The sequence below is a fragment of the Mucilaginibacter rubeus genome, assembly GCF_014643835.1.
GTDB classification, from domain to species: Bacteria; Bacteroidota; Bacteroidia; order Sphingobacteriales; family Sphingobacteriaceae; genus Mucilaginibacter; species Mucilaginibacter rubeus.
Window position 1 is genome coordinate 170,777 of sequence record NZ_BMKD01000009.1, and the last position, 12,690, is coordinate 183,466.

15 protein-coding genes are annotated in these 12,690 nt (G+C 44.1%); all 15 read right to left on the reverse strand.

All coding sequences use genetic code 11. The features are described 5' to 3' along the window. Nucleotides 1-13: 13 nt before the first annotated feature. Entirely contained in the window at nt 14-1,240 is a 1,227-nt protein-coding gene (gene hutI / locus IEX80_RS24590) for an imidazolonepropionase (protein WP_188834464.1), read from the reverse strand. Between the two features lie 235 nt (nt 1,241-1,475). Next, nucleotides 1,476-3,149: a urocanate hydratase gene (hutU, locus tag IEX80_RS24595; RefSeq protein WP_188834465.1), complete on the reverse strand. Its 1,674-nt coding sequence runs from the start codon at nt 3,147-3,149 to the stop codon at nt 1,476-1,478. Beyond that, entirely contained in the window at nt 3,127-4,686 is a 1,560-nt protein-coding gene (gene hutH, locus IEX80_RS24600; RefSeq protein ID WP_188834466.1) for a histidine ammonia-lyase, read from the reverse strand. The genes hutU and hutH overlap by 23 nt, the downstream gene beginning before the upstream one ends. After that, nucleotides 4,679-5,188 (reverse strand): MarR family winged helix-turn-helix transcriptional regulator, encoded by a 510-nt coding sequence (locus IEX80_RS24605; RefSeq protein WP_188834467.1) that lies wholly within the window; start codon nt 5,186-5,188, stop codon nt 4,679-4,681. Before IEX80_RS24605 ends, hutH begins: the two co-directional genes overlap by 8 nt. A 267-nt stretch (nt 5,189-5,455) precedes the next feature. Then, nucleotides 5,456-6,283 carry an OmpA family protein gene (locus IEX80_RS24610; protein ID WP_229701752.1) on the reverse strand — a complete coding sequence of 276 codons (828 nt, stop codon included), beginning with the start codon at nt 6,281-6,283 and terminating at the stop codon, nt 5,456-5,458. Between the two features lie 24 nt (nt 6,284-6,307). Beyond that, nucleotides 6,308-6,970, reverse strand: a complete 663-nt coding sequence (locus IEX80_RS24615; RefSeq protein WP_188834468.1) for a DUF2461 domain-containing protein — start codon at nt 6,968-6,970, stop codon at nt 6,308-6,310. After that, entirely contained in the window at nt 6,948-7,352 is a 405-nt protein-coding gene (locus tag IEX80_RS24620; protein ID WP_188834469.1) for a DUF983 domain-containing protein, read from the reverse strand. The genes IEX80_RS24615 and IEX80_RS24620 overlap by 23 nt, the downstream gene beginning before the upstream one ends. Nucleotides 7,353-7,405: 53 nt before the next feature. Next, nucleotides 7,406-7,684, reverse strand: a complete 279-nt coding sequence (locus IEX80_RS24625) for a CAMCR motif-containing small membrane protein (protein WP_188834470.1) — start codon at nt 7,682-7,684, stop codon at nt 7,406-7,408. Between the two features lie 25 nt (nt 7,685-7,709). Continuing rightward, a complete protein-coding gene (locus IEX80_RS24630; protein WP_188834471.1) occupies nt 7,710-8,285 on the reverse strand; it encodes a DUF420 domain-containing protein in 576 nt (191 codons plus the stop codon). Nucleotides 8,286-8,291: 6 nt separating this feature from the next. Further along, nucleotides 8,292-8,990 (reverse strand): SCO family protein, encoded by a 699-nt coding sequence (locus IEX80_RS24635; RefSeq protein ID WP_188834472.1) that lies wholly within the window; start codon nt 8,988-8,990, stop codon nt 8,292-8,294. Beyond that, nucleotides 8,990-9,328, reverse strand: a complete 339-nt coding sequence (locus IEX80_RS24640; RefSeq protein ID WP_090530131.1) for a cytochrome C oxidase subunit IV family protein — start codon at nt 9,326-9,328, stop codon at nt 8,990-8,992. The genes IEX80_RS24635 and IEX80_RS24640 overlap by 1 nt, the downstream gene beginning before the upstream one ends. 13 nt (nt 9,329-9,341) lie before the next feature. Next, complete coding sequence (locus IEX80_RS24645) at nt 9,342-10,061, reverse strand: cytochrome c oxidase subunit 3 (RefSeq protein ID WP_090530134.1); 720 nt, start codon at nt 10,059-10,061, stop codon at nt 9,342-9,344. Nucleotides 10,062-10,082: 21 nt separating this feature from the next. Then, nucleotides 10,083-10,655 (reverse strand): cytochrome c oxidase subunit 3, encoded by a 573-nt coding sequence (locus tag IEX80_RS24650; RefSeq protein ID WP_229701753.1) that lies wholly within the window; start codon nt 10,653-10,655, stop codon nt 10,083-10,085. A gap of 13 nt (nt 10,656-10,668) precedes the next feature. Beyond that, complete coding sequence (gene cyoE / locus IEX80_RS24655; RefSeq protein WP_188834473.1) at nt 10,669-11,535, reverse strand: heme o synthase; 867 nt, start codon at nt 11,533-11,535, stop codon at nt 10,669-10,671. After that, nucleotides 11,532-12,590 (reverse strand): COX15/CtaA family protein, encoded by a 1,059-nt coding sequence (locus IEX80_RS24660; protein ID WP_188834474.1) that lies wholly within the window; start codon nt 12,588-12,590, stop codon nt 11,532-11,534. Before IEX80_RS24660 ends, cyoE begins: the two co-directional genes overlap by 4 nt. Nucleotides 12,591-12,690 lie beyond the last annotated feature (100 nt).

Sequence of the window (12,690 nt, forward strand, 5' to 3'; positions counted from 1 at the left end):
TTGCAAAACTTGCTTAATCGTTATTCTCTGCCGTCCAAACTTGGGCTGGTTTTAGTTTTCCCTGTTGGTATAAGATCTCACGGTAATCATTACATGAATAGGCCTGCATATCTGCAAGCTTACCTTTGGTTAATATACCGCGGTCATTTAGTTTTAATGCCTGTGCTGCGCGGTAGGTTAAACCTGCAAACACTTCAGCAGTGTTTAACTTCTCAGCCGTTGCCATTACCGACGCCTGCATCAGCAGATCGCCCATTGGAGCCGAGCCGGGGTTCCAGTCGCTGGCAATGGCGAGGCAGGCTCCGGCATCAAGCAGTTTCCGGGCAGGGGCGTATCCCATTCCGAGGCCTAAAGAAGCACCGGGTAAAGTTACAGCAACAGTATCTGAATTGGCCAATAATTTTATCTCATAATCGCAGCTGGCCTCCAGATGATCGGCAGAAGCGGCCCTTGCCTTAACTGCGACTTCGCTCCCACCTGTTGTAAACTGATCTGCATGAACAGTAGCCTCAAATCCCATTTGCTTGGCCCTGCTTAAATAAAACAGCGCATCGCTGGTATTAAAAGCTCTTTGCTCAATAAAAATATCAACGCGGTTTGCCAGATCCTGCTGCTTTATCTTCGGCAACAGATCATTTAACAAATACTTCAGATATTCACTTTCAGTACCATCAAAATCTTTGGGTTTAATGTGCGCAGCGAGACAGGTTGATATAATATGAGCGCGAGTTTTGTTAGCAGCCTGATGAATAGCTTTAAGTTGTTTCAGCTCCTCCACCACAGACAAACCGTAACCGCTTTTAACTTCAACAGTTGTTACGCCTTCTGCCAAATGACGGGCTATCCGTTTCGTCAGTAAATTGCTTAATTCAGTTTCTGCTGCCGAACGGGTTTGCGTAACAGAATCCCAGATCCCGCCGCCCGAGGCTGCAATTTCCAGATAGCTTTTACCGGCATTGCGCATGGCATAATCCTTAGCCCGGCTACCTGCAAAACAGATATGCGTATGGCAATCCACAAAGCCAGGCAGCAAGATCTGATCGCCGGTTATTTCTTCTATTTGTGCCGATGGATAACTTTTGCGGAGCTTTTCAAAATTATCAACGGCCAATATCACCCCATCTTCAACCAATACTCCGCCGTTGGCAACAATCTGCAATTGCTCATCCTTCAGCGCACCTTTAAGCGGCAAGCCTGTTAAAGGCAGTATTTGAGTGAATGGACCTGTTAGTTTTTTCATCTTTCTATATTAGACCGTCATTGCGAGATTGCGAAGCAATCCCATGACATAATAAAAATCAAGGTCATGCTGAACTTGTTTCAGCACCCCACTCGCTAAGCGGCCATGCTAAGCAAAGCGGCCACCTGTCCTATGGGATGCCGAAATAAATTCGGCATGACGGTAGGCGTATGACATCTTCCTTCAAAGGTCGCGGATTTTAATTACTCGCAATGACGCTTTTATATTTTGTACTTTACCACACTTTCAACCCAAACTTATCCGCCCATTCTGCAGCTTTATCATATCCCGCATCAGTATGCCTAAAGATACCCATAGCCGGGTCATTGTACAGTACCCGTTTCAGGCAGGTTGCTGCGCGATGGCTGCCGTCGGCGAGTACCACCATGCCGGCGTGTTGAGAATACCCCATACCTACCCCGCCGCCGTGGTGGAACGAGATCCAGGTTGCTCCGCCTGAGGCATTAGCCATGAGGTTGAGCAGCGGCCAGTCAGATACCGCGTCCGAGCCATCTAACATGGCTTCAGTTTCGCGGTTGGGCGATGCTACTGAACCACAGTCCAGGTGGTCGCGACCGATCACTATCGGGCCTTTTACTTTGCCTGATGCCACCAGTTCGTTAAATATCAGTCCGGCTTTTTCACGTTCGCCCATGCCCAGCCAGCAGATGCGGGCAGGCAGCCCCTGAAATGCAATTTTTTCCCGCGCTTTTTTAAGCCAGGTGATCAAAGGCTTATTTTCGGGAAAAGCTTCGATCAGCGCCTGATCGGTAGCATAAATATCCTCCGGATCGCCGGATAACGCTACCCACCTGAATGGCCCTTTGCCTTCACAAAACAGCGGACGGATATAAGCCGGCGTAAAACCCGGAAAATTAAAAGCATCAGCTTCGCCACCCTGCCGCGCAAACTCGCGCAAGTTGTTGCCATAATCAAATGTTATGGCACCTCTTTTTTGTAGTTCCAGCATTAAGCTCACATGCCTTGCCATACTTTTTAGCGAAAGTCGTTTATATTCAACCGCATCGCTCTTTCTCAAAGCAGCAGCTTCATTTAATGAGAGATCATTTGGAATATAACCATTCAATGGATCATGTGCCGAAGTTTGGTCGGTAAGCATATCAGGGATGATATTATCTTTCAATAGTTTTTCGAGCAAATCACCGGCATCGCTTACTAATCCCACCGAAAGCGGCTCCTTTTTGGCGATGGCTTCTTTTACCCAGGCGATAGCTTCATGATACGAATCCGTCATCCTGTCGATATATTTCGTATCAACCCGCTTTTGGATCCGTGACGCATCCACATCGGCACCTAAAAACACGGCGCCTGCCATGGTTGCCGCCAATGGCTGAGCACCACCCATTCCTCCTAAACCGGCGCTTACAATGAGTTTCCCGGCCAGGTCACCATTGAAACGTTGGTTGCCGCATTCTACAAAAGTTTCATATGTTCCTTGCAAAATGCCCTGCGTACCTATATAGATCCAGCTGCCGGCGGTCATCTGCCCGTACATCATCAGCCCTTTTTCGCGCAGTTCATTAAAATGCTCCCAATTGGCCCATGCAGGCACCAGGTTACTGTTGGCTATCAAAACCCTTGGCGCTTCGGGGTGGCTGCGGATAATCCCAACCGGCTTGCCCGACTGGATCAGCAGCGAGTGATATTCGTCAAGTTCCAGCAGCAATTCAATAATTTTACGAAGTACATCAGGATTGCGGGCGGCCTGGCCAATGCCGCCATAAACAACCAATTCATCAGGATTTTCGGCTACCTGGCCGTCAAGGTTGTTAAGCAGCATCCTGAGCGGGGCCTCGGTTTGCCAGCTTTTAGCATGAAGCTGCATCCCACGCGGCGCTTTATACACCGGGTGGTTAGCGTAGGTTTTAATAAATTCCGAACTCGTCATGACTTAAATCAATTTGGTGAGCAATAGCGGCTTCGCCTGCGGTTTTCAGCAGGGAGCCATCTGTAATCAGTTTATGGAGGCTGTTAATATCATCGGCAAAAACACGGTCGTCCTGTATAAAAGCTACATGCTGCCTTACCAATTGATGGCAGGCTTCAATAACAGGGGTCGATTTTAACGGCCTGCGGAAATCCATGGCCTGGGCGGCATAAAGCAGCTCAATAGCCTGAATGTATTCAATGTTATCTATTACCTGATGCAGCTTACGCCCGCTGATGGAACCCATGGATACATGATCTTCCTGTCCTAAGGAGGTAGGCACGCTATCGGCACTGGCGGGGAAACACAAGGTTTTATTTTCGGTAACGAGGGCAGCAGTAGTATACTGTGGGATCATTAAGCCCGAATTAAGCCCGGCATCATGCGTAAGCAGTTTGGGCAAACCGTAACGGCCTTCGCTCATCAGGTAGCAACGCCTGTCGGCAATGTTACCAATTTCGGCCGCTGCTGTGGTTGCATAATCAAGCGGCAAAGCAAGGGGCTGCCCATGGAAATTGCCCCCGCTAATCGTATCATCGGCGTTAAAAATAACCGGGTTATCGGTAACCGAATTGAGCTCTATTTCGGTAAGTTCTTTCAAATGCAGCCATGCATTACGTGATGCACCGTGCACCTGCGGCATACAGCGCAACGAATATGGGTCCTGCACCCTGTCACAATTAATATGCGATGAATTGATCTCCGATCCGTCAAGTAAAGTAAACAGGCGGTGAGCTACCATCCTCGTCCCTTTAAAGGGACGAATATTATGCAGCCGCTCATCAAAAGGGCGGATAGAACCCATTAATCCCTCTAATGACATAGCACCAATCAGATCCGCACGGTTCAGGGCGTCATCCAGTCGCTGCACAGCTTTAACTGCAAAAGCCAGGATAAACTGCGTGCCGTTGATCAGGGCGAGGCCTTCTTTGGGGCCAAGTGATAAAGGTTGTAAACCATGCTTATTTAATAACTTCGAAGCAGGTTGTCGCTCTCCATTTTCAAACACCTCTCCCAAACCAATTAATGGTAAAAACAGGTGAGACAAAGGAGCCAGGTCGCCAGAAGCACCGACAGAGCCTTTTTCCGGAACCACCGGGATGATATCATTGTCAATATGCCAGATAATCCGCTCGAGCGTAGTAAGCGCAATGCCTGAATAGCCCTGCGCCAAAGCCTGCACTTTGGTAATCATCATGAGTTTGGCAATTTCCTGCGGGATAGGCGTGCCCACACCTACGCTATGACTTTTAAGGATATTGCTTTGCAGCAAACTGGTATCCTCCTCCGAGATCCGGGTATCGCACAGTGGGCCAAAACCGGTATTGATCCCATAAACCGGATGGTGGCTATGCACAATCTTTTCTACCTCACGCCATGAAGATTTAATCATGTCGGCGGCTTCTTTGTTAATGATACCCCTGGTTTTGCCTGCTGCTATGTCAAGACAAATACCTATTGTAAGATGGTCGGTGCCGTAATTAAATATATTAGTCATTGCCGGCTGGTTTTAAATTGGTATTCAGTTTTTCAACAATATTATCGGCCAACTTAGTTTGCCTGAAAGTATTTTCAAGCGCGCTTATGGCCGGCAGTAATTGTTTTGCAGTTTCGTCTTTAGCAACGAGTTCGGCCATCGATAGACTGATAGCATCCCACACCGGTACTACCTGCTTTAGTAGTTCACGACCGTCGGCAGTAAGTGTAACCAGCTGCCGTCTGCCATCGTCGGTACAGGTATCGGTGCTTACCAGTCCCCGCTTTTTCAAATTAGTGATCAGCTGACTGGCAGCCGGATGTGATATCTCTATTTGTTCGCTTAATTCTTTGATAGATAAAGCATCATTCTTTGATAGTAAATAAAACACGGGAAACCAGCTGGCATCAAAATCGATACCTGCAGTTTGATAAGCACGATTAATTTCGGCCAAAAAAGCTTCGCTCAACCGCCTCAAACGGCTACCCAAAACCAAATGACCGAGACTTTGATATAAATTCATGATGCAATTTATATAAGTGCTTATATAATTGCAAATTTATTTTGGAGTCGTTTAAATATTATGTTTTTGAATGTAGAGACGCATCACATGCGTCTACCCTTGCAAATCCCCGGAGTTACTACCTTACAAAGCACCTTGTCCTAAAGGAGACGCCTGTGATGTGTCTCTACATACCTCTCAAATAAAATTTAAACAGCCTCATAATAACCGAAAGAAAAAACGTCCATAACAAAAAAGCTCCCGGCGGTTATCCGGGAGCTTCATTTATTACTTAGTGATCAGGTTGTATAACTCATCGAGCTTAGGGGTAAGCACGATCTCTATTCGCCTGTTCTTTGCGCGGGCTTCATCAGTACCAGAGGCATCTATCGGCTGGAACTCGCTCTTACCTGTCGCAGTAAGCCTGTGCGGGTCAACACCTTCAGTTTCGGTGAGGTAGCGGGTTACCGAGGTAGCACGTAGAACGCTTAAATCCCAGTTATCCTTGATCTGGCCAAGGTTCTTTACCTTCTTATCATCTGTATGGCCTTCAACCGCCATATTGATATCTGCTTCCTTGTTAACTACTACGGCAAGCTGTTTCAATGCCGCCTTACCCTTCTCGTCAATAATAATACTGCCCGAAGGGAACAATAACTTATCAGCTAATGATACATAAACCTTGCCATTTCTGATATCTACCGTTAAACCGCTTTGTTGAAAGCCTAATAATGCTTTTTGCAATTTATCTTTCAATGCGTTGGTAGCCTCATCACGTTTCTTTAAAATATCTTCTACTTCCTTTAAACGAGCTTCACGTTTTTTCAAATCAGCGGCCAGTCTTGAGGTTTGGGCGGCCAATTCGTTAGCTTTTGATGATGTTGCATCCAGGTTGCTGTTTAATACACTGTTGTTTTTGCGCAGATCGGCAAGCTGGTTGTGCAGGCGGGCTGTATCTGCCTGCAGCTGTGCAAGCTCTCCTTCAAGGTTTGTTGTGCGGTTAGCTAAAGAGTCACGTTCAGCAACAAGGGTTTTGTATGCTTTTGGAGACATTACCTTGCACGAGTACATTGTGAAACATACAGCAGCGGCTAAAAATGCATATCTAATTTTCATAGTTATTAAGGGGTTTATATCGAATTAAGAAAGGGCGTTCTTCAAAAATACATTAAGCGGGTGGATCATAGCGCACACATCAGTAACCAGCTTTTCAGCACCAGCCGTTGTAAGTTCTCTATCTTCCAGCTTATGCCAGGCCACAAAGCTTTTAAGCTTCAGCAGGTCGATATTTTCATTGTCGGGTTCATATCCTTTGGGTACCGACTTAAGTTGCTCCTGCTTCCTGAAATCGCCGAACAGCTTAACAAACGCCTTATCATCGATGATCTTTTTCAGATCGGCAGCATTGTAATCAATTTCCTGGCGAATGGCTTTCAGATGCGGTGCTTCCGGCATCCAATATCCGCCGCCGATAAATGAATTACCTGGCTGGATATGCAGGTAATACTCAACACCGCCGCCTTTTAAGCCCGAGGTTGGCAAGCTTACCCCAAAGTTATTTTTATAAGGCGCTTTATTTTTACTGAAGCGTATATCGCGGTAAATACGCATCACACATTTTTTGGCATCGAGGTTCTCGTCCATCCCTGCTTCAATTTTACGAACACTGCCGAGCACTGTGGTTGTAAAATCAATTACATTTTCGCGGGCCTTATCGTAGCGCTCTTTATTGGCGGCAAACCATTCGCGGTTATTATTTTCGGCGAGATCTTTCAAAAACTCAATACTTTCCTGGTATATCATCGGTATCTAAATAGCTTTGGTAATGTATCTTGGGTGATAGCCAATACAACAAAAACACACGCGAATATCTGAAATTTACAGGAGCAAGTGCAAAGCAGCCAAAAATTATGGCACCAAGATATAACCATGGCGAATCCTGGTTATGAGTAATCAAATAAGTAAGCCACGCAATCCCGAGGGCCTCGCCAACATTCAGTGCGTAACTAACGTACATGGCGGCATAAAAATAACCCGGCTCTATCTCAAAAAAGAGGTTACAATGCGGGCAGTTAAGATTTATTTTATTGGAGAAACTGTAAGGGCTACCCTTAAACATATCGCCGCGCCTGCAGCGCGGACATTTACATTTAAGCATAGCCCATGACTTTGGTGTTTGAGACACGGTAGTATCTTATAAGGTTACAAAAGCGGCTATTAAATAACCGCAGCTGCTTATTAATTCAAATTAAGTTTTTCGCCGCGCATTTCAAGCTTTACATCCTTACGGCGGTATTTTTTATACCAGATGTAACCACCTAATGCTACAGCAAGATACGGCGCGCCCAATAAAAACAAGATGCCGTTATTTAAACCCCTCGTTTTTGAGCTGCCACTTTGGGCATTGGTTTCAACTGTGGCGGCACATTGCGCGCACTGAGCTTTTACGGGTTCACGAGCAATCAGCATAAGGCCAAGGGCCAGTACAAAAAGGATAACTTTAAAACCTTGTTTCATAAATACAAATTTAACCAATTATAAATTAAAAATGATAAAATGGGCGGATCATTAAATAAACCACCACACCGCTTGCGGTAACGTAAAGCCAGATCGGGAATGCCCAGCGCACCAGTTTGCGGTGCTTTTCAACCTGCATTTGCAGGCCACGGTAAAAGCTCAATAATATCAACGGCAAAACAGCGGCCGCGAGTATAATATGAGGAGTTAAAATGGCCAAATATATTGTCCGTAAAGAACCGGCAGATGCTCTTTCCGCTTCTGACAATTGTCCGTCGCCGTTAAGATCGCCGTAAATGATCTCGTTACGCATCAGGTAATGAAACAGGATATACGATACAAGGAATAACGACGATAAACAGAACGTAACAATGTTAAGTCGTTTATGTAGTGTTATATTTCCTTGTTTAATTTGATATAACGACAAAAGAAGCAATAAGGTACAAGTGCCGTTAAGTACAGCATTAAGCATCGGCAGGTAGGGTGTAAAAGCGGGAGCTACAGCCGGACCCGGTATCAGGTGCCTGTTTAACAAAACAACTACTGCAATTACAAATATGGTAACACCCGCAACAAAGCGGATTATAAATTTATCACTCATGGCAAATTAATATAACGGCTTATCAACTTTACGAAGCTCTTCGGCTATCAACACTTTTATCTCATCGTTAAGGCGGTTTACCTCTGGTGTTACCGCTGCTTTGTAATATCCACGAATCCGGTGTTCCTGATCAACCAGTACAAAATCATCGCTGTAAACAAAGTCGTTACCGGCTTTTGCAGCATTTACATAGAGGCCATTACGGGCAAAATTGTAAACAGATGAAGTATCACCACCGCACATCAGCCAGCGGTTTGATTCGGGCTTAAATGTTTGCAGGTATTTGTTTAATACTTCCTGAGTATCATGTTCCGGATCAACTGTGATGGTTAAAAAGTAAACCATCTTGTTTTTGTAATACGTACCCACCAGCCAGCTCATGTTTTTGTTGATGGTTTGACAAACCGTAGGGCAGTTAGCGTAAAAGAAATTAACTACAAAAATCTTTCCTTTCAGTGTGTTCAGTGTAACCGGCTTTCCTTCCTGATCGGTAAGTTTAAAATCAGGAATGGTGTGGTAAATGGTATCAGGAATGTACTTGCCGTGAAATTTATGACCTGTTTTGGCAACCACCTTTGGCCCAAAAACAGCGAGGGGCTTATACCTGTTTTTACCTTTAGCGGTAAGTAAATAATATAAAAATCCCGGTACCGCTAATATGAGTACCAGGATCAGGATCTTTTTTAATATAGAAGCCTTGTTCATTACCTCAGGTCAACCCAGTGGTGGCTTTCGTTTGTAAGTACCAGGATTAAACCGATTATAAATATTACCGGAATTGCTATTGACAATATGAGACCCATTTTCTCAAACTTCAAGTGCATGAAATATGCAACTATATAAAATGCTTTAAGCAAGGTTAAAACGATATATACAGGATTGGCATACTGTATCGGAAGAATTCCTTTAGGCACACATACAAGCGCGATAAAGAATTCGATACAGGTAATAACAGTTAAGATACCTGCAACCTGCCATATCCGCTTTCTGCTCATGGTTTCATGATCACCATCGTGATGAATTTCGTGCGATTCTGCTGACATATGATAAATATTTTTAAACTAAGTAAAAGAATGTAAATACGAATACCCAAACAAGGTCTACAAAGTGCCAGTACAAACCAACCTTTTCAACCATTAAATAACTGCCTCGTTTTTCGTATGTGCCCATTAACACGTTTACTGTAATAATAATGTTGATAATAACACCTGTAAATACGTGGAAACCGTGGAAACCTGTGATGGTAAAGAACAAGTTAGCAAACTCCTGCGAAGTCATATGTTGCACAGCTTCGGTGCCGCCGGTAAATAACTTTTTAAGTTCTTCGGCAGGCGGAACACTTCCCCACCAGAAACCTTCATGGTGTAAATGTCCCCATTCCAAAGCCTGGCAACCAAGGAACATGAAACCGCCTATCACTGTAGCTATCATCCAACCTACTACCTCTTTTTTAGCATTACGATGGCCCGCCTCTACAGCCAATACCATAGTAACAGAACTTGCAATGAGGATGAAGGTCATTAAACCCACAAACACCAATGGTGCACCGTGATCAACTAATCCGGGTACTGATTGAAAAACCTTATCCGCACCTGGCCATACGCTTGCGCTGAAACGCAATGAACCGTAAGCTATCAATAACGATGAAAAGGTAAATGCATCCGAAAGGAGGAAAAACCACATCATTATTTTTCCGTACTCCACGTTGAACGGGGATCTTCCTCCCGACCAGGGCGAAGTTTTTACTTCGTCAATTTGTGAAACTGTTGTACTCATCTGTACTAATCTATGGGTGTATTAATTATGATTCAAAAGTAAAAAAACATAGAGATAAATCCATATAATATCGAGAAAATGCCAGAAAATGGAAGTTAATTCCATCTTAAACATATTCTTTACCTGGGGGATATTACGGTATGTACCTATAAGTGTATTTATTAGCAATAACAGCGCCGCAAAAATGTGTACCAAATGCGCGCCAACAAAAACATAAACAAAGGAGCGTGAAGCATTAGGATCAACAAAATAGATCTGCATTTTGAAGGTTAACACATAGCAGGCATAGATCTGTAAGGCAAAAAAAGCCAGCCCTAAGCCCAATGTGATCCATAAATACAGCTTCTGTTTGTCAAACTGCAACGCCTTGGCAGCCTTTGACGCTAAAAACAACGAGCCGCTGCTTAACACTATAACAATAGTGCTATACAAAAACGACTGCGGCATGATCACATTTAAACCGTGCCCGCTGCCTCCCGAATAAACGATAAAGCCGCTGGTAAAAGCTGCAAAAAGCATAAATGATGTGAATATGAAGATCCACATATTAAACTTTTTGGCACCAAGGTTCAGCCTGTCGTTATCTTGTTCCATCCTTGCCATCATCTCACTTAACTATAAAATCTACTAAAAACATTATCTGAACTACCGGCAGGTAAAAAAACGAGCCGAACATTAATTTACGAGCCTCGGGTATTTGCCGGGTACGTAACAGCATAAATGACTGATATAAAAATATTAAGCTGCATATCAGCGATACACCGCCTACCCAGTAACCACCATAACCGTAAAAGATTGGCAATAAACTTACGGGTACTAAAACGATGGCAAATATAAACGTAATTACCGCACTTGTTAAATCTCTTTTACCTGACGGCAACAAGCGAAAACCTGCGAGCTTGTAATCATCATCCAAAACCCAGGCAATAGCCCAGAAATGAACAAACTGCCAGATAAACTGGATAGAGAATAAGATTAAAGCTATTTCGTCTATCCTACCGTGAACCTGCGCAGCTACATAGCCTATAAGCGGCGGCAATGCTCCGGGGATAGCGCCAACAAAAACTGCTGCAATACCCGATTTGCGTTTCAAAGGCGTATACGCAAATGCATACAATAAAATCGAAAATACAGATAGTAAGCCGGTTAACAGGTTTAAGCTGCCTAACAAGTAAGTGCCGGCCATGCCCATGCCTAAACCTAATACTAATGCCTGCCCCGTGGTCATTTTGCCTGAAGGGATTGGCCTGTCCATAGTACGCTTCATCAGCCTATCCAAATCTTTTTCGATGATTTCGTTAAAGGCATTGGCTGCCGATGTAACCAGGAAACCACCTATAATAAGCTTTACCCAATCAATCCAAACAATATGGCCATTTGCGCGACATCCGATTAAAAATGATATCGACGCCGAAAATACCACCAAGGTAGTAAGTCTTGTTTTGATCAATTTTGAAAAATCAGCCCATTTCATCTGCTTACCTCCCTACCCTTAACACCCTGAAATAAATTCAAAAGCAAATAAAACTGTGCCCCAAATATTAAACTCGCCAATACAATATGTGCAGCCTGGGCAACAGGCGGCAATGCGAGATATGATAACAAGATCCCGGTAACTATCTGCAACGTGATCATTAAAAATGTAAAACTCATCAGCTGCTGCTGAATAGAATGCCTGTTAAAGCCTTTACGGATCAAAGCAAACAAAGCAACGTTCAATATCAACACCAAAATGGCTATATCCCTGTGATGTTGAAATATCTCGCCGGCATTAGTGATCCAATCTTTACGGTAACCTCCCTGAAAATGATTGGCAACCGCATCTATTTTCTCACGTACCTCGGTTCCGAAAGCAATTTGCAGAATACTTACAAACAGTGCAGCAAGCGTTATAACGTAAACCAAAGGTGACGACCCTGAAGTACTTTTACCCGAAATCCGCGCTACATGATAAGTGTAAATACAAATAGCTAAGATAGCCAGCGCTAAAAGCATGTGTACGGTAACAATCCAGGCAATCAAATTGGTAGATACCACGATTGAGCCTAACCACGCCTGAAACCCCACAAGCACCAGATTAAAAATACTCAGGATGGCTATCCTCTTATCCGTTTTCCAGTAGCTGAATGAAAAAACAACCGAAAGCAAAAGAAAAAAGCCAGATAAAGCACCAATAAGGCGGTTGATATACTCAGTCCATGTTTTGCCTGCATTAAACTCCTCAGGCACAAGGATAGAACGATCTTCGCGGATTCGTTTTGCCAGATCACTGTAACCAAATACATCAAGTGTTTTTGCAAAACGCTGGTTCTTTTCAACCCGTTTGGCTACGTATTTCTGTTTATAATCTTTAGGCAGATCACTAATATCAGTAGGCGGAATATACCTTCCGAAGCATTTTGGCCAGTCTGGACATCCCATGCCTGAACCTGAGCTACGCACAACACCACCGGCAAGAATCAAAACAAAGAGCAGAACAATGGTTGTAATATTGATCTTTTGAAACCTATTTTTTCCGGCTGTGCTCATCTAAATAGTTCTAAAAATTTAGGGTACCTTGTTAAGTCGGAAGTTCTAAGTTTTAAGTTCAAAGCTGCTTAACTTAGGACTCAAAACTTCCGACTTAAGA